Annotated in this window: 12 protein-coding genes; 11 read left to right on the top strand and 1 reads right to left on the bottom strand. The window is 64.9% G+C overall.

All coding sequences use genetic code 11. From position 1 onward, the window contains the following. Positions 1 to 163: 163 nt before the first annotated feature. The 11 genes from G7026_RS13520 (at position 164) to malK (ending at position 15,956) form a co-directional block, all read left to right on the top strand. Positions 164 to 730 (top strand): GNAT family N-acetyltransferase, encoded by a 567-nt coding sequence (locus G7026_RS13520; RefSeq protein WP_181071433.1) that lies wholly within the window; start codon positions 164 to 166, stop codon positions 728 to 730. Between the two features lie 106 nt (positions 731 to 836). Then, the gene (locus tag G7026_RS13515) at positions 837 to 1,553 is read left to right on the top strand and encodes an AzlC family ABC transporter permease (RefSeq protein ID WP_181071432.1); all 717 of its coding nucleotides are present in this window, start codon (positions 837 to 839) and stop codon (positions 1,551 to 1,553) included. Beyond that, complete coding sequence (locus G7026_RS13510; RefSeq protein WP_181071431.1) at positions 1,550 to 1,876, top strand: AzlD domain-containing protein; 327 nt, start codon at positions 1,550 to 1,552, stop codon at positions 1,874 to 1,876. The genes G7026_RS13515 and G7026_RS13510 overlap by 4 nt, the downstream gene beginning before the upstream one ends. Positions 1,877 to 1,972: 96 nt before the next feature. Beyond that, entirely contained in the window at positions 1,973 to 3,850 is a 1,878-nt protein-coding gene (locus G7026_RS13505; protein WP_181071430.1) for an MFS transporter, read from the top strand. Between the two features lie 389 nt (positions 3,851 to 4,239). Next, positions 4,240 to 5,904, top strand: a complete 1,665-nt coding sequence (locus G7026_RS13500; protein WP_181071429.1) for a glucan 1,4-alpha-maltotetraohydrolase domain-containing protein — start codon at positions 4,240 to 4,242, stop codon at positions 5,902 to 5,904. A gap of 483 nt (positions 5,905 to 6,387) precedes the next feature. Beyond that, complete coding sequence (malE, locus tag G7026_RS13495) at positions 6,388 to 7,575, top strand: maltose/maltodextrin ABC transporter substrate-binding protein MalE (protein WP_181071428.1); 1,188 nt, start codon at positions 6,388 to 6,390, stop codon at positions 7,573 to 7,575. Positions 7,576 to 7,631: 56 nt separating this feature from the next. Then, entirely contained in the window at positions 7,632 to 9,200 is a 1,569-nt protein-coding gene (malF, locus tag G7026_RS13490; RefSeq protein ID WP_181071427.1) for a maltose ABC transporter permease MalF, read from the top strand. Positions 9,201 to 9,243: 43 nt separating this feature from the next. Next, positions 9,244 to 10,134 carry a maltose ABC transporter permease MalG gene (malG, locus tag G7026_RS13485; RefSeq protein WP_181071426.1) on the top strand — a complete coding sequence of 297 codons (891 nt, stop codon included), beginning with the start codon at positions 9,244 to 9,246 and terminating at the stop codon, positions 10,132 to 10,134. Between the two features lie 45 nt (positions 10,135 to 10,179). Continuing rightward, the gene (gene malT / locus G7026_RS13480) at positions 10,180 to 12,924 is read left to right on the top strand and encodes an HTH-type transcriptional regulator MalT (RefSeq protein WP_181071425.1); all 2,745 of its coding nucleotides are present in this window, start codon (positions 10,180 to 10,182) and stop codon (positions 12,922 to 12,924) included. A 238-nt stretch (positions 12,925 to 13,162) separates the two neighbouring features. Further along, a complete protein-coding gene (locus G7026_RS13475; RefSeq protein WP_181071424.1) occupies positions 13,163 to 14,782 on the top strand; it encodes an alpha-glucosidase in 1,620 nt (539 codons plus the stop codon). 58 nt (positions 14,783 to 14,840) lie between these two features. Further along, positions 14,841 to 15,956: a maltose/maltodextrin ABC transporter ATP-binding protein MalK gene (malK, locus tag G7026_RS13470; protein WP_181071423.1), complete on the top strand. Its 1,116-nt coding sequence runs from the start codon at positions 14,841 to 14,843 to the stop codon at positions 15,954 to 15,956. A gap of 12 nt (positions 15,957 to 15,968) precedes the next feature. Here malK and G7026_RS13465 read toward each other — a convergent pair whose 3' ends face one another. Next, positions 15,969 to 16,907 carry a bile acid:sodium symporter family protein gene (locus G7026_RS13465; RefSeq protein ID WP_181071422.1) on the bottom strand — a complete coding sequence of 313 codons (939 nt, stop codon included), beginning with the start codon at positions 16,905 to 16,907 and terminating at the stop codon, positions 15,969 to 15,971. Positions 16,908 to 16,958 lie beyond the last annotated feature (51 nt).

Raw genomic sequence — 16,958 nt, 5'->3', positions numbered from 1 at the left:
ATGTGACGATTGAGCGCAGGCCATACCGGCCGGTACCCTGTGCTCGCGCCAGGGCACTTACCGGCGTGTTGGTGTTCTGAAGACAGTCGTTGCCGATGCTCTGCGGTGTCGGCAATCGGCACCGGTGGAAGATCCGGGCCGTGGATGAAGGCAGGAGGTAGACATGTTCAAGCCACAACCGGTCGCTCTGCAGCGTGGCGCGCTGCGCCTGGACCCGCTGGCCGAGGCGGACATACCCGACCTGGTGAGCCTGGCTGAGCATAATCGCGACGAACTCATCTACCTCAACGGCCCCTTGCGGCCGGACTGGTATCGCAACGGGCTGGCCGATCAGCGCGACGATCTGGCCTTGGTATTCACTATCCGCCTGGCCGACCGCATTGTGGGCACGACGCGCTTCGCCGATTTCATGCCGGTGCTGCCGGCCGCGGAAATCGGCTGGACCTGGATCGACCGCGAGCAACACGGCATGGGTCTGAACAATTCGATCAAGTACCTGATGCTGCGCCATGCGTTCGAAGAGTGGCAACTGGTGCGGGTGCAGCTCAAGACGGCGGCGCGCAACCTGCGTTCGCAGCGCGCCATCGAAAAACTCGGTGCCCAGCGCGAGGGGCTGTTACGCAACCATCGGCGCCTCGCCGACGGTCGTCTGGACGACACGGTGCTCTACAGCATCACCGACCGTGAATGGCCGGCGGTCAAGGCGCGGCTCGAGGCGAGCGCCGGCTGAGGGACGGGCTGCAAAACGACGCTGGAGCGGTTAAGGTTGTCGGCTCGCCGACGCGGCGTTCTGTCGCGGCGAACGATTCGTCATTTTTCTTGCCTACGAGCTCTCGATGTCCCGTTCACAGGAATTTCTTCACGGCTGTCGCGACATGCTGCCGCTGATTCTCGGCGCGATCCCGTTCGGCATCATCTTCGGCACCCTGTCGATCGGCGCCGGGCTTTCCAGCTGGCAGGCAATCGGCATGTCGGCACTGGTCTTTGCCGGTTCGGCCCAGTTCATCGCCGTAACCTTGATCACCGGCGGCGCCGGTGCGCTGGTGGTACTGCTGACCACCTTCGTCGTCAACCTGCGACACGCCCTCTATAGCGCCTCTCTGCAGCCCTTCGTCCGTCATCTTTCGGTTCGCTGGCGACTGCCGCTGGCCTTCGTCCTCACCGACGAGGCCTATGCGGTGGTGCAGAAACGCTATGCCGAGCCGGACAACGCTGCATACAAGCATTGGTACTTCCTGGGTGCAGCGCTGACCATGTATGTGAACTGGCAACTATCGACCCTGGCCGGCATTGCTTTCGGCCAGGCGGTGCCGAACATCGCTGCCTGGGGCCTGGACTTTGCCATGATCGCGACGTTCGTCGGCATCGCGGTGCCGATGATGCGCACCCGTCCCCAGATCGCCTCGGCCGTAGTCGCTGGCGCGGTGGCGCTGCTCTGTTGGGAGCTGCCTTACAAGCTGGGGCTGGTGGCTGCGGCACTGGCCGGCATCGTCGTGGGCGTGTGGCTGGAACGCCGCGCCGACGCTCAGTTGCAGACGCAGGTGGCGCCATGAATACCTGGCTGATGATCCTCGGCATGCTGGCCATCACCTTCACGATCCGCTACAGCTTTTTCGCCTGGCCCAACCTTCGCTTCCCAAAAGTGGTGGAACAGGGGCTGCACTACGTGCCGGTGGCGGTGCTCACGGCGATTGTGGTGCCGGCCATGCTGATGCCCACCGGCGAACTCGAGCTGCACTGGCGCAACGCCTACCTGCTCGCCGGTCTGCTGGCGATTGCCATTGCCGCGCTGACCCGTAATCTGTTGGCGACCATCGCTGGGGGACTGCTGGCGTTCTTCCTGTTGCGCTGGTGCCTGGGCCAGTTGCCGATGTGATCGACTGCGCAGCGCGCAGCGCCGGCGATGACTGGATGTGTCCTGGCGCTGCCCGCCATGCTCCAAACAATACGTCTTTTCCATGGAACCGGATCAATGACCCGTGAGCATTCGCAGTTCGCCCTGTTCGGCAAGCGTCGTTTTCTGCCGTTCTTTCTGACCCAGCTGTCGGGCGCCTTCAACGACAACCTGTTCAAGCAGGCGCTGATCCTGGCGATCCTCTACAAGATCGGCTCCCAGGCCGATACCAGCCTGCTGATCAACCTCTGCGCGTTGCTGTTCATCCTGCCGTTCTTTCTGTTTTCCGCGCTTGGCGGTCAGTTGGGCGAGAAGTTCGCCAAAGAGCGGCTGATCCGCGCGATCAAGGCCGGCGAGATCCTGATCATGTTGGCCGGTGGCCTCGGCATACTGCTGGGCAATCTATCGCTGCTGCTGGTCGTGCTGTTCTGTATGGGGACTCAGTCGGCGCTGTTCGGCCCGGTCAAGTATTCGGTACTGCCCAAGCTGCTGGAGGAGCACGAGCTGGTCGGCGGCAATGCGCTGGTGGAGATGGGCACTTTCCTGGCGATCCTCGCCGGAACCATCACCGCCGGGGTGATGATGGCCAGCGAGTCCTACGCGGCGCTGATCGCCGGCAGCGTGGTACTGGTAGCGGTGCTGGGCTATCTGGCCAGCCGGGGTGTGCCGGCCACGGGCGCCTCGTTGCCGGCCCTGCGGCTGGACTGGAACCTGTTTCGCCAAACCTGGGTGATCTTGCGCATGGGGCTGGGCCAGCGACCGTCGGTGTCGCGCTCGCTGGTGGGCAACTCCTGGTTCTGGTTCGTCGGGGCGACCTATCTGACGCAGATCCCGGCTTATTCCAGGGATCTGCTGCATGGCGACGAAACGGTCGTCACGCTGATCCTGACCGTCTTCTCGGTGGGTATCGCGCTGGGCTCGTTGCTGTGTGAACGGCTCTCGGGACACAAAGTGGAAATCGGCCTGGTGCCGTTCGGCTCCATTGGTCTGACCCTGTTCGGCCTGCTGCTGTGGTGGAGCTCGGGTGATTTTCCGCAGGGCGCTGTGCCCCATGACTGGCTGGCGCTGCTCGGCGTCGGCCAGGCCTGGTGGATTCTCGCCGCGGTGCTCGGCATCGGCGTGTTCGGCGGCTTCTACATCGTGCCGCTCTACGCCCTGATCCAGTCGCGCACCGCCGAACAGGAGCGGGCGCGGGTGATCGCGGCGAACAACATCCTCAATGCGCTGTTCATGGTGGTGTCGGCGCTGATCTCGATTTTCTTCCTGAGCCTCGTGCAGCTGTCGATCCCGCAGCTGTTCCTGGTGGTGTCGCTGATGAACGTGGCGGTGAGCGCCTACATCTTCAGTATCGTGCCGGAATTCAGCATGCGCTTTCTGGTGTGGCTGCTCGGTCACTCGATGTACCGGGTGCGCCAGCAGGGGCTCGAGGCGATTCCCGAGGAAGGCCCGGCGGTTCTGGTCTGCAATCACGTTTCCTATGTCGATGCGCTGCTGGTCGCCGGTGCCGTACGGCGGCCGGTGCGGTTCGTCATGTACTACAAGATCTTCCGCATCCCGGTGCTGAACTTCATCTTCCGCACTGCGGGGGCCGTGCCCATTGCCGCGCGTCACGAGGACGAGGCGATCTATACCCAGGCGTTCGAGCGTATCAGCCATTATCTGCGCGACGGCGAGGTGGTATGCATCTTCCCCGAGGGCAAGCTCACTGCCGACGGCGAAATCAATGAATTCAAGGCCGGCGTGGAGCGCATCCTGGAAGAGAATCCGGTGCCGGTAGTGCCGATGGCACTGCGTGGCCTCTGGGGGAGTTTCTTCAGCCGCGACCCTGAGAAAGGCTTCTTTTGCCGGGTGTGGTCGAGGATTGACCTGATCGCCAGCGCCCCGATCGCCGCGAGTGACGCCAGCCGCCAGCACTTGCAGGCGCAGGTCAGCCTGCTGCGCGGCGACCGGCGCTGAGCCGGCCGCCGCGCCGGCCCCATTTGATCTCGACGCGCTGCAGCGTGGGCCCTGGCTTCGTCATCGCCTATCGTGCGGCCTCGTCGGCCAGGTGTAGGGCACGCTCAAGGTCCTTGCTGCCGAGGGCCGCGTCGATGGCCTGCCGATAGTTTTTTCAAGGTGGAGCGCCGGGGCGTAGCGGTGGCGCCTTACGCCAGGAATGGGCGCAGAGCCGTATTACGCCTGGCCACTACGCCTGCAAAAAAACGCACGGGGAGGTTTGGCGACGCTTTTTCGCGGCGCAGGCTGCCGGTGCGCCGGGTGAATCGACCCGGCGTCTCTCCCGGTCGCTGTGGAGCGGTCCACGGCCCGATGCTCGACAACAAATACAAAAAGTTGGAGCTCACCCGATGAAAACACTGCTTCCCTGCCGCCTGGCCCTGGCGGCGTCATCCCTGCTGTTCAGCGTGGCCATCGCCCATGCCGCGGACCTCACCGGCAAGAGCCCGGCGGGCGTGCGTTATCACGGCGGCGACGAGATCATCCTCCAGGGGTTTCACTGGAACGTGGTCCGCGAGGCGCCGAACGACTGGTACAACCGGCTGCGAGAGATGGCGCCGACCATCGCCGCGGACGGCTTCAGCGCGATCTGGATGCCGGTGCCCTGGCGTGATTTCTCAAGCTGGAGCGACGGCGGAAATTCCGGCGGCGGCGAAGGGTACTTCTGGCACGACTTCAACAAGAACGGCCGCTATGGCACCGATGCGCAGCTCAGGCAGGCGTCCGGCGCGCTGGCCGGCGCTGGCGTCAAGGTGCTCTACGATGCGGTGCCCAACCACATGAACCGCGGCTATCCGAACAAGGAGATCAACCTGCCGGCAGGCCAGGGGTTCTGGCGCAACGATTGCGCGGATTATGGCAATTACGCCAACGATTGCGACGACGGCGACCGCTTCATCGGCGGCGAATCGGACCTCAACACCGGCCACCCGCAGATATATGCGATGTTCCGCGACGAGTTTTCCAACCTGCGGAGCCAGTACTCGGCCGGTGGCTTTCGGTTCGATTTCGTGCGCGGTTATGCCGCCGAGCGGGTCGATAGCTGGATGGCCGACAGCCACGACAACGCGTTTTGCGTTGGCGAGCTGTGGAAGGCGCCGTCCGAGTACCCTAGCTGGGACTGGCGCAACACCGCCAGCTGGCAGGAGGTGATCAAGGACTGGTCCGATCGCGCCAAATGTCCGGTGTTCGACTTCGCCCTGAAAGAGCGCATGCAGAACGGCTCCATCGCCGACTGGCGCAACGGCTTGAACGGCAACCCGAACCCGCGCTGGCGCGAAGTGGCGGTGACCTTCGTCGACAACCATGACACCGGCTACTCCCCCGGCCAGAACGGCGGGCAGCACCACTGGCCGCTGAACGACAACCTGGTCCGCCAGGCCTACGCCTACATCCTCTCGAGCCCGGGTACGCCGGTGGTGTACTGGTCGCACATGTACGACTGGGGGCACGCTCCGCTGATCCGCCAGCTGATCCAGATTCGCCGCGCAGCCGGCATCCGCGCCGACTCGGTGATCCAGTTCCATACCAGCTATTCGGGCCTGGTGGCGACGGTCAGCGGCGCCAGCCAGACGCTGGTCGTCGCGCTGAACTCCAACCTGTCCAATCCGGGCCAGGTGGCCAGCGGCGGCTTCAACCAGGCGCTGAACCAGGACAGCGGCCAGCTGCGCATCTGGACCACGGGCAGTACGGGCGGCGGTGACGGCGGGACCAGTACGCAGGTCAGCGTCAACTTCCGCTGCGATAACGGCGTCACCCAGCTGGGCGACAGTGTCTACGCCGTCGGCAATCTGGCCCAGCTTGGCAACTGGAGCCCAGCGGACGCGGTGCGCCTGACCGATGTGAGCGCCTACCCGACCTGGCGGGGCACCATCAACCTGCCGGCCGGGCAGGCCGTGGAATGGAAGTGCATCGTGCGCAGCGAAGCCGACCCGGGCCAGGTGAAGCGCTGGCAGCCGGGTAGCAACACCGCCTTCACCAGCGCGGCGGGCGTAACCACCGTGGGTCGCCTGTAACCGCTGAATCAAACGTGCCGGGTCCGTTCGGGCCCGGCACGCAGCGCCAGTCGTGCGCGACCTCGGCCGGTGCGCCGGCGGCTTCCAGCAGCAACAACAGTCCATGGCTGCCGGGACCCGGCCACCTTCGACCGTGGCGGTCTGTCCGCTGTGGCATCGCGCAGCCGTTGGCCTTCTGCAAATACGCCATCGACCACTACGCTCAAGGTATCGCCGGCCCAGGGGCAGCGGCTGACCGTCGAGTCGCGCCGTGACCTTCGGATCGGCCGGGACCGCCATTGCCGTCAGCGTGAAACAAAGCGCCAGGATCGATGGACTAAGGGGCTCGAAGGGGTTTTCTACGCCCCGCTTCTACGCCCCTCGAGCGCGTTTCAGGGAGGATGTCTCGGCCCGCTGGCTGGCCGAGTATGAGTCGACTGCAAGACCGCGCTGCGGCACGCAGCACGTGTGGATCAACAATAAGAAGCCACGAGGACGTTACCCATGAATAAGACGCTGTTCGCGGCAGCCGCCATCGGCCTCACCGCAGCCCTGGGCTTGCCGTTGTCGGCTCAGGCCGCCATTGAGGAAGGCAAGCTGGTCATCTGGATCAATGGCGACAAGGGCTACCGGGGCCTGGCCAAGGTCGGCGAGAAGTTCACTGCCGACACCGGTATCCCGGTCGAGGTCGCCCATCCCGACAGCGCCACCGACAAGTTCCAGCAGGCCGCGGCAACCGGTAACGGTCCCGACATCTTCATCTGGGCGCACGACAGGCTGGGCGAGTGGGCCCAGAGCGGCCTGCTGGCGCCGATCACGCCGAGCGCGACGACCAAGGGCGAGATCGCCGACTTCGCCTGGGAGGCCGTCACCTACCAGGGCAAGCTGTGGGGCTATCCCATGGCCGTGGAAGCCCCCGCGCTGATCTACAACAAGGCGCTCGTACAAACCCCGCCGAAAACCTTCGACGAAGTCTTCGCCCTGAACGAGAAGCTCGCCAGCCAGGGCAAGCGCGCGATTCTCTGGGACTACAACAACACCTATTTCACCTGGGCGCTGCTGGCGGCCAACGGCGGCTACGCCTTTGCCGAGAGCGGCTCGGGCTACGACGTGAGCGACACCGGCGTCAACAACGAGGGCGCGTGTCAGGGCGCGGAGCTGCTCAAGCGCCTGATCGACCAGGGCGTCATGCCCAAGGGCGCCGATTACAGCGCAGCCGAGGCGGCGTTCAACAAGGGTGACTCGGCCTTGTTCATCAGCGGCCCCTGGGCCTGGTCGAACATCAGAAAGAGCGGGATCGACTTCGGTGTGGCGCCTATTCCAGCAGTGGGCGAGGGCAGCAGTAAGCCGTTTTCCGGCGTAATGGCGGCGACGCTGAACGCGGCCAGCCCCAATCAGGCGCTGGCGGTGGAGTTCTTGGAGAACTACCTGCTTCAGGTCGAGGGGTTGAAGACGGTCAATGCCGACGTGCCGCTCGGTGCGGTGCCGAACAAGGCGTTCATGGCCGAGCTGGCCGACGACCCGCTGATCAAGGCGACCTTTGAAAGCGCCGAACAGGGCCGTCCGATGCCGAACATTCCGGAGATGGGCTCGTTCTGGTCGGCCATGGAGCCGGCGCTGACCAACATCACCTCCGGACGGCAGACCGTCGACGCTGCCCTGAACGACGCCGCCAAGCGCATCGTCAAGTGAAACCGGCGGCCGGGACCGCAGGGTCACCGGCCGCGCGTCATGAGGCCGAGAACAGGATGCCTGCCGCAAACCCTCCAGCCGAGCTGCCGACCCCCGTCATGTCGAAAACGCTGTCGTTTCCCCGCATGCCCACCGCCTTGCGCTGGGGGATCTGGTCGCTCTGCAATGCCTTTGCCCTGTATCTGGTGATCGCGCTCTATGCTCAGGGCCAGACCGCGTTCGCCCTGTTCGGGCTGGTGGTCTGCGCGATCGCCAGCTTCGTCTTCGTCAGCCGCCGCGCCTATGCGCACCGTTACATCTTCCCCTCGGTGGCGGGGATGCTGATCTTCGTGATCTTTCCGCTGCTGTACACCGTGGGGATTGGCTTCACTAACTTCAGCGGTACCAACCTGCTCAGCTTCGAGCAGGCCCAGCGTTATCACCTGCGCCAGACCTATCTGGCCGGCGAGCGCTACGGCTTCAGCCTGCACCGGGATGGCGACGGGCAGCTGCGCATGCGGGTCGACAAGGGCGCGCAAGGCGTATGGGTGTCGGCCCCGCTGGAGGGCGAGCCGCTCGAAGCCGAACCGCTGGGCATGGCCCCTCTCGCCGAGGCCGGTGATATCGGGGAGGCATTGCCGCTGCGCGAGGTGATTAAGCTTCGTGGCGGGCTGGAACAATGGGTGATGCGCAGCCGCCAGGGCGAGTTGCTACGGCTGTTCGGCCTGCGCGAAGTCGCGGCCGTCCAGCCCTTGTATCGCTTGCAGGAGGACGGCTCGCTGCTCAACAGCCAGACCGGCGAACGCCTCACCGCCGATCATGACATCGGCTATTACGTCGACGGTCAGGGCCAGCGGGTGTCGCCGGGCTTCACGGTCTATGCCGGATGGAGCAACTTCGCCCGGGTACTCACCGATCCGCAGATTCGCAGCCCCTTCCTGCAGATATTCGTCTGGACGGTCTGCTTCGCCGCGTTGACGGTGCTCTTCACCCTGACGGTCGGGCTGGTGCTGGCCAGCCTGCTGCAGTGGGAGATGGTCCGGGGCAAGGCCTTCTATCGCGTCATGCTGATCCTGCCCTACGCCGTGCCGGGCTTCATTTCCATCCTGGTGTTCAAGGGCCTGTTCAACCAGAACTTCGGCGAGATCAACCTGATGCTCGACGCCCTGTTCGGCATCCGGCCCGACTGGTTCAGCAACCCGACGCTGGCACGCAGCATGATCCTGGTCGTCAACACCTGGCTGGGCTACCCCTACATGCTGCTGCTGTGCATGGGCCTGTTGCAGGCGATCCCCCGGGACCTCTACGAAGCCTCGGCCATGGACGGCGCAACGCCGCTGGACAACCTGCTGAAGATCACCTTGCCGCTGCTGATCAAGCCGCTGGCGCCGCTGTTGATCGCCACCTTCGCCTTCAATTTCAACAACTTTGTGCTGATCACGCTGCTCACCCGCGGCGGGCCGGACATCTTGGGCACCACCACGCCGGCGGGCACCACCGACTTGCTGGTCAGCTACACCTATCGCATCGCCTTCCAGGATTCGGGGCAGAACTTCGCCCTGGCCGCCGCCATCGCCACGCTGATCTTCATCGTCGTCGGCGCCATGGCCTGGCTGAACCTGAAGCTTTCCAGGGTGAAGGTGTAAGCGCCGGCGCTCGCACGTTCCGCATACGCTGAGGAAAACGCACATGGCCATGGTCCAACCCCGATCCGTCAGATACCGCCTCTGGCTGACCCACGCCGCGCTGCTCGGCTTCATCGCTCTGATCGTCTTCCCGCTGCTGATGGTGGTGTCGATCAGCTTCCGGGAAGGCAACTTCGCCACCGGCAGCCTGTTTCCGGAAAGCCCGACGCTGGAGCACTGGTCCCTGGCGCTGGGCATTCCCTACGTGCACGACGACGGCCATGTCAGCAACCCGCCGTTTCCGGTGCTCACCTGGTTGTGGAACTCGGTGAAGATCGCGCTGGTCAGCTCGGCGCTGATCCTGATGCTCTCGACCACCAGCGCCTATGCCTTCGCCCGCATGCGCTTCGCTGGCAAGGGGCCGATCCTAAAGGGCATGCTGATCTTCCAGATGTTCCCGCCGGTGCTCTCGCTGGTGGCGATCTACGCGCTGTTCGACCAGCTCGGCAAGCACGTCGGCTGGCTCGGGGTGAACACCCACGGTGCGGTCATCGTCGCTTCGCTCGGCGGGATGGCGCTGCATATCTGGACGATCAAGGGCTACTTCGAAAGCATCGACGCCTCGCTCGAAGAGGCGGCCATCGTCGATGGCGCGACCACCTGGCAGGCGTTCTTCCACATCCTGCTGCCGATGAGCGTGCCGATCCTGGCGGTGGTGTTCATCCTCGCCTTCATCACCAGCATCACCGAGTACCCGATCGCCTCGGTGCTGCTGATGGATGTCGACAAGCTCACCCTGTCGGTCGGCGCGCAGCAGTACCTGTACGACCAGAACTACCTGTGGGGCGATTTCGCGGCGGCGGCGGTGCTGTCGGGGCTGCCGATCACCCTGGTGTTCCTGTACTGCCAGAAGTGGATCGTCGGCGGTCTTACCGCCGGGGGTGTGAAGGGCTGAGCCCGGTCCAGGCGTTCCATCACAACAAGAAGACGGGAGACGTCCATGAATGCCGTAATGCCTTCACCACTGCCGCTGATACCAGCCAAGCTGACGATGCCAGGCCTGCCCCGCGGGCTGCTGGCGCGCCCACGCCTGGACGAGTGGCTGCATCGTCTGCCCGAGGTTCGACTGGCGGTGCTGCAGGCACCCAGCGGTTTCGGCAAGACGACCCTGGCCTGCCAGTGGGCCAGAGGGTTCGTCGGGCGGGTCGCCTGGTTGCAGCTGCACGCCGGCGACAATCAGCCACGGCAATTCGGTCGGTATTTCACCCATGCGCTCGATCGGCAGTTGGAATACGGCTGCCCGCTGAGCCTGCTGCTGGCCGAGCAGGGCTGCGAAGGGGTCGAGGCGCTACTTACCCACGTGCTTGCCGAACTGCCGAACGAGCATGAGCCCCTGCTACTGGTGCTCGACGAATTCGAGGCGCTGCACGACCGGGACGTGATCGGCGCGCTGCGTTTCTTCCTGCGCAATACGCCCTCGTGGCTGACCCTGCTGGTTTGCAGCCGCAGCCTGCCCGAGCTCGGTATCGCCGATCTGCGGGTCAAGCACCAGATGCTCGCGCTCGATGCCGAGCAGATGGCGTTCGAGACCGACGAGGTCCAGGCATTGCTCGATCTCGGCCTTCCGGTGGCGATCAACCGCGAGCAGATCGAGCGGCTCAATCGGCGGATAGGCGGCTGGCCGTGTGCATTGCAGCTGGCTCTGCAGGAGGTCCAGACCGGCCGCGGCATGGACCTGTTCCTGGAGAATTTGCAGCTCGGCCATCCCTGTATCCGGGACTACATGCGCGAGCAGGTGGTGGAGAACCTGCCGTCCGCGACGCTCGACTTCCTCCAGTCGACCTGCCTGCTGGAGCGATTCAGCGCCCCGCTGGCCGACCACCTGACCCAAGGCAGCAACGCCCGCGAGATGCTCGAACGGCTCGAGCGTAGCGGCCTGTTCATCCAGGCGGTGGACAGCCAGCGGCAGTGGTACGCCTATCATCCCCTGTTCGCCGGGTTCCTTCAGAGCGAGTTGCGGTTGCGCCAGCCCCAGCGCCTGCCCGAGCTTCATTTGCGTGCGGCCGAGGCGTTGATGGAGGAGGGCGCGCCGGAGGAGGCCGCTCGCCATGCGGTGCTGGCGCGCGATCCGCAGCGGCTCGGGCAGATCCTGCAGAGCCATGGCCGCCAGTTCTACCGGCAGGGGCGGCTGACGCTGTTGCAGCATTGCCTGGAGCTGCTGCCGCCGGCGAGCATTGCCGAAAACCCGTTGTTCACCCTGCTGCAGGCCTGGGTACTGCAGAACCAGCTGCGCTTCGGTGAAGCCGAGCAGTGGCTCATGGCGGGCGAAACCGAGCTGCGTCATCGCTACACCGATCAGGAATGGCTGCGCATCGATGCCGACTTCAAGGCGGTGCGCGCCCAGATCGCCATCGCCCAGGGCGACCGGCCCAAGGCGATCGCCCTGGTGCAGGAGTCGCTGTCCTGCGAGCCGCTGGTGATGCGCACCTCCCGGGTGGTGGCGATGTCGGTGCTGGCCGAGGCGCATTTCGTCCAGGGCGACCTGGTGCAGGCGCAGCGACAGCACGAAGAGACCGAGCGCCGGGCGCGCGAGATTCACGCCTCGCAACCGGCGCTGTGGAGCATGGGCCAGCTGTCCGAAATCGCCATCGCCCAGGGGCTGCTGCAAAAGGCCTACAGCGTGCAGGAGCGAGCGCTGCGCTACATCGAGCAGGAGCAGCTGACGGCCATGCCGGTGATGGAGTTCATCCTGCGCGTGCGCGGGCAGGTGCTCTGGGAGTGGCACCACCTGGACGCGGCGGAGCAGTGCGCGCTGCAGGGTATCCAGATCCTCGACGGCCTCGGCGATCGCTGGCTGCTGCAGTGTTACGCGCTGCTGGCGGGCGTCGCCCATGCCCGCGGCCAGCAGGGCGTCTGTGCCGATTACGTCGGCAAGCTGCAGAGCATGCTCGCCGACGACAGCTACCACATCGACTGGCTGGCCAATGCCCATGCGGTGATGCTGACCTACTGGGATTCAACCCAGGACAAGGAGGCCATCCAGCAATGGTTGGGCACCGCGCCACCGCTGGCGCCCGGCTCCAATCATTTCGCCCAGTACAACGGGCGCAACCACGCGCGGGCCTACCTGGCGCTCAGGCAGCCGGAAAAGGCCGCGCCGATCCTGCAGCAGCTGCAGGTCGATGCCGAGCACCACGGGCTGGTGATGGACCTCAATCGCAACCACATCCTCCAGGCGCAGCTGCACTGGCTGCGCGAGGATCGCCAACTGGCTCTGGACCATCTGCACGAGGCTCTGAGTCTGGCGTCGAGTACCGGGGCGATCGGCAGCTTCCTGCGTATCGGCAAACTGATCATTTCCATGCTCAAGACGCTGCAGCACGAGCGCCGCCTGGACGAACTCGAAGCCCAGCGCGCCGACCGGCTGATTCAGCTGGCGCAGCAGCAGCGCGATTTCAGCCGCGCGATCCGCATCACCCTAGACGAGGCGGTAATCCAGGACATCATCAACCGCCCCGATGTGCCCGAGCTGATCCGCCATTCCCCGCTGACGCGCCGTGAATGGCAGGTGCTGAGCCTGATCCATGCCGGACAGTCCAACGAGCAGATCGCTGAGCACCTGAACGTGGCCCCCACCACCATCAAGACCCATATCCGCAGCCTGTACCAGAAGCTCAACATCACCCATCGCAACGAAGCGGTACAGCTGGCGCGCAGCCTGTTGAGCAAGATCCAGGGAGAGTGAGGCCACGCGGCGCGGTTATCGCTGAACCGAGCCCGGGCTGCGGTCACCGTAGGGTGGATGACGCTCCTTTCATCCACCACCGTGCTGCGGATGGCCGCTTGCGCGAGTGATCCGCCCCCGAGCGGGAGACCCTACGCCGGCTCCGTCCTCCTGACAAATAACCGGGCGGGAGGATGTTGCGGCCCAGGCGCGACCCTAGAGTGGCGGCGTGTTCCTCCTCAGCTCGAAGGTTGTCCGTATGAATCGCAACGACTGGTGGCGCGGCGGCGTCATTTATCAGGTATATCCACGCAGCTTTTTCGACAGCAGTGGCGATGGCATCGGCGACCTGTGCGGGGTGCTCGAGAAGCTCGACTACATCGCCAGCCTGAACGTCGATGCCATCTGGCTTTCGCCGTTCTTCACCTCGCCGATGAAGGATTTCGGCTACGACGTCTCCGACTACCGCGATGTGGACCCGCTGTTCGGCACCCTCGATGATTTCAAGTTGCTGGTGCTGGCGGCCCACGAGCGCGGCATGCGGATTCTCATCGATCAGGTGATCAACCATTCCTCCGACCAGCACCCTTGGTTCAAGGAAAGCCGTTCGAGCCGGGACAACGCCAGAGCCGACTGGTACGTCTGGGCCGAGGCCAGGGATGACGGCACGCCGCCGAACAACTGGCTATCGGTCTTCGGTGGACCGGCCTGGTCCTGGGACAGCCGGCGCAAGCAGTACTACCTGCACAACTTCCTGTCGAGCCAGCCGGACCTCAATTTCCACTGCGAAGCGGTTCAGCAGCAACTGCTCGACGACATGGAGTTCTGGCTGCAGCTGGGCGTGGACGGCTTTCGCCTGGACGCCGCCAATTTCTATTTCCATGACCAGCAGTTGCGCGACAACCCACCGAATTACGACGTCCGCGAGGGCAGCATTGGCGTGCGCGCCGACAACCCGTACGCGTTCCAGAAGCACCTCTACGACAAATCCCAGCCGGAGAACCTGCAGTTTCTGCGGCGCATCCGCCAATTGCTCGAGCGTTATCCAGGCTGCGCCACTGTCGCCGAGATCGGCTGCGATCAGTCGCTCAAGACGATGGCGGCCTACACCGGAGGCGGCGATACGCTGCACATGGCCTATTCCTTCGATCTGCTGACCGAGCAGTGCAGCCCGGGTTTCCTGCGCCACACCATCGAATGCGTCGAGCGGGAGCTGGGCGATGGCTGGCCGTGCTGGTCTATCGGCAACCACGATGTGGTGAGGGTGATGAGCCGCTGGGCGCTGGGCGGACGCCCAAATCTGGCGCGCGGGCGGATGTTCATGGCCTTGCTCCTGTCGCTGCGCGGCAGCGTCTGCCTCTATCAGGGCGAGGAGCTCGGATTGGACGAGGCGGAGCTGCAGTACGAACAGTTGGTCGACCCGTACGGCATTCGCTTCTGGCCGGAATTCAAGGGACGCGACGGTTGCCGCACGCCGATGCCCTGGCACGACGGTGACGAGCACGGAGGTTTCAGCCAGGAGCGGCCCTGGTTGCCGCTGGGGGCGAGCCACCTTCCCTTGTCGGTCGCGGCCCAGGAACAGGACGCCGATTCGATGCTCAACACCTACCGGCGGTTTCTCGAATGGCGCCAGCGCCAACCGGTGCTGATCGAGGGCGCGATGCACGTGCTGCAGCATGACGATACCCTGCTGATATTCGAGCGCCGCCTGGGCGAGGAAATCTGGCTGTGCCTGTTCAATCTTGGCGATGCTTCGCGGCACTTCAGCCTGCCGGTACCGGTCGAAGCGCTGGACGTCCCTTCGGCGACGGCCTCGTTCGAGCCCGCGGGGGTACAGATACCCGCTCATGGATTCGGTTTCGCCCGCGTGCGTGGCTGAGCGGGTAGGGATCACGCCGCGATCCCTTCGCGGCGGTCGTTAGAGGAGAACAATAACAATGGCCAGTCTGACGCTACGCAACATCTGCAAGAGCTACGGCGACATCCCCATTACCCGAGGTATCGACCTTGATATCGCCGACGGCGAGTTCGTCGTTTTCGTCGGGCCTTCCGGGTGCGGGAAATCCACCCTGCTGCGGCTGATCGCCGGGCTCGAGGACATCACCGACGGCGAGCTGTTGATCGATGGCGAGCGGGTCAACGAATTGCCGCCCATGGACCGTTCGGTGGGCATGGTTTTCCAGTCCTATGCGCTCTATCCGCACATGGACGTGGCGGAGAACATGGCGTTCGGCCTGAAGCTGGCGAAGGTCGCCAAGGCCGACATCAATCAGCGCGTGGAGGCGGTGGCGAAGGTTCTGCAGCTCGATCCGCTGCTGTCGCGTAAGCCCAAGGATCTCTCCGGCGGGCAGCGCCAGCGTGTGGCGATCGGCCGGACACTGGTGCGCGAGCCCAAGGTCTTCCTGTTCGACGAACCGCTGTCGAACCTGGACGCCTATCTACGCGTGCAGATGCGCATCGAGATCTCGCGGCTGCATCAGCGGCTGAAGGCGACGATGATCTACGTCACCCACGATCAGGTCGAGGCCATGACCCTGGCCGACAAGATCGTCGTGCTCAACGCCGGGCGCATCGCCCAGGTCGGGCCGCCCCTGGAGCTCTACCATTACCCGCAGAACCAGTTCGTGGCCGGCTTCATTGGCTCGCCGCAGATGAATTTCCTGCCGGTACGGGCATTGTGCGCCGATGCCAGCGGGGTCGAGGTCGAACTACCGGGCGGCAGCGCCCTAAGGGTGCCGGTGGATGGCAGCGGGGTGAGCGAAGGCGAGCGGCTTACCCTTGGCATCCGTCCCGAGCATTTCGTCGAGCCGGGGCAGGCCGAATTCGTTCTGCATGGAGAGGTGGCGGTGGCCGAGCGGCTTGGCGACCACAATCTGCTCTACCTCACCCAGGAAGGGCTGGAGGCAATGGTGACGCTGCGCTGCGATGGCAATCGCCGGGTCGCGGTCGGTCAGCCCTATGCGGCCGGCTTGATGGCAGAAAAGTGTCATCTGTTCCGCGCCGAGGGGCAGGCCTGCTCCCGTCATTACCGCGAGCCGGCCCTGTTTGGTTGAGCCGGCAGGCGATCAGGCGTCCGGCTTGTCGTCCAGGCGGCGGTAGAAGGTCGCCAGGAGCGCGCCGGAGAGGTTGTGCCAGACGCTGAACAGCGCGCTTGGCACGGCGGCCAGTGGCGAGAAATGGGCGCTGGCGAGTGCTGCGCCCAACCCCGAGTTCTGCATGCCGACCTCGATCGACAGCGTCTTGCGCTGGGCGAGCGGCAGGCCAAACAGGCGCGCGGCAAAATAGCCGATGCCGAGCCCGAGGCTGTTGTGCAGGATCACCACGGCCATGATCAGCAGCCCCGACTCGGCGATCTTCGCCTGGCTGGCCGCCACCACCGCCGCGACGATGATCACGATGCTGACCACCGAGACCAGCGGCAGGATCTCCACCACATGGCGAACCCGCGCGCCGAGCAGGCGCCGAGCGATCAGACCGAGGGCGATCGGCAGCAGCACGATCTGGACGATCGAAGTGAACAGCGCGGCGAAGTTGACCGGCAGCCACGCCGAGGCCAGCAGCCAGATCAACGCCGGTGTCGCCAATGGCGCGAGCAGGGTAGTGACTGCGGTGATCGAGACCGAAAGCGCCACGTCGCCACGGGAGAACCAGGTGATGACGTTGGAGGCGGTGCCGCCAGGGCAGCAGCCGACGAGGATTACGCCGACCGCGATCTCCGCCGGCAGGCCGAGCAGCTGGCAGAGCAGCCAGGCCAGCAGGGGCATGATCACGAACTGCGCGCCCACACCGAGCGCTACCCACAGCGGGCGCCGGGCGACTTCGGCGAAGTCGCTGCCCTTCAGGGTCAGGCCCATGCCGAACATGATCAGCCCGAGCAGCGTGACGATCCAACTGGTGGCCGGCAGAAACGGCGCAGGCTGAAAGAAAGCCAGCACCGCGAAGAGCAGCACCCAGAGGGCGAAGGTGTTTCCTACGAACCGGCTGAGGGCGGCGAGGGCGCGCATGGCGGATTACCTCTGAAGGGTATGGCATGACCTGCCGAGGGTGTACCTCGG

Origin of the sequence: Stutzerimonas azotifigens (assembly GCF_013522725.1) — a bacterium.
Lineage (GTDB): Bacteria > Pseudomonadota > Gammaproteobacteria > Pseudomonadales > Pseudomonadaceae > Stutzerimonas > Stutzerimonas azotifigens_A.
The sequence above is the reverse complement of the archived record's forward strand: the minus strand, read 5'-3'. Positions and strand labels throughout refer to the sequence as shown.

Bases quoted from the DNA above. Each gene is read 5' to 3' on its own strand.
- malF (WP_181071427.1), top strand. From the start codon at position 7,632: ATGCCTGCCGCAAACCCTCCAGCCGAGCTGCCGACCCCCGTCATGTCG.
- G7026_RS13475 (WP_181071424.1), top strand. From the start codon at position 13,163: ATGAATCGCAACGACTGGTGGCGCGGCGGCGTCATTTATCAGGTATAT.
- G7026_RS13465 (WP_181071422.1), bottom strand. From the start codon at position 16,907: ATGCGCGCCCTCGCCGCCCTCAGCCGGTTCGTAGGAAACACCTTCGCC.
- malE (WP_181071428.1), top strand. From the start codon at position 6,388: ATGAATAAGACGCTGTTCGCGGCAGCCGCCATCGGCCTCACCGCAGCC.
- malK (WP_181071423.1), top strand. From the start codon at position 14,841: ATGGCCAGTCTGACGCTACGCAACATCTGCAAGAGCTACGGCGACATC.
- G7026_RS13500 (WP_181071429.1), top strand. From the start codon at position 4,240: ATGAAAACACTGCTTCCCTGCCGCCTGGCCCTGGCGGCGTCATCCCTG.
- malT (WP_181071425.1), top strand. From the start codon at position 10,180: ATGAATGCCGTAATGCCTTCACCACTGCCGCTGATACCAGCCAAGCTG.
- malG (WP_181071426.1), top strand. From the start codon at position 9,244: ATGGCCATGGTCCAACCCCGATCCGTCAGATACCGCCTCTGGCTGACC.
- G7026_RS13505 (WP_181071430.1), top strand. From the start codon at position 1,973: ATGACCCGTGAGCATTCGCAGTTCGCCCTGTTCGGCAAGCGTCGTTTT.
- G7026_RS13520 (WP_181071433.1), top strand. From the start codon at position 164: ATGTTCAAGCCACAACCGGTCGCTCTGCAGCGTGGCGCGCTGCGCCTG.
- G7026_RS13515 (WP_181071432.1), top strand. From the start codon at position 837: ATGTCCCGTTCACAGGAATTTCTTCACGGCTGTCGCGACATGCTGCCG.
- G7026_RS13510 (WP_181071431.1), top strand. From the start codon at position 1,550: ATGAATACCTGGCTGATGATCCTCGGCATGCTGGCCATCACCTTCACG.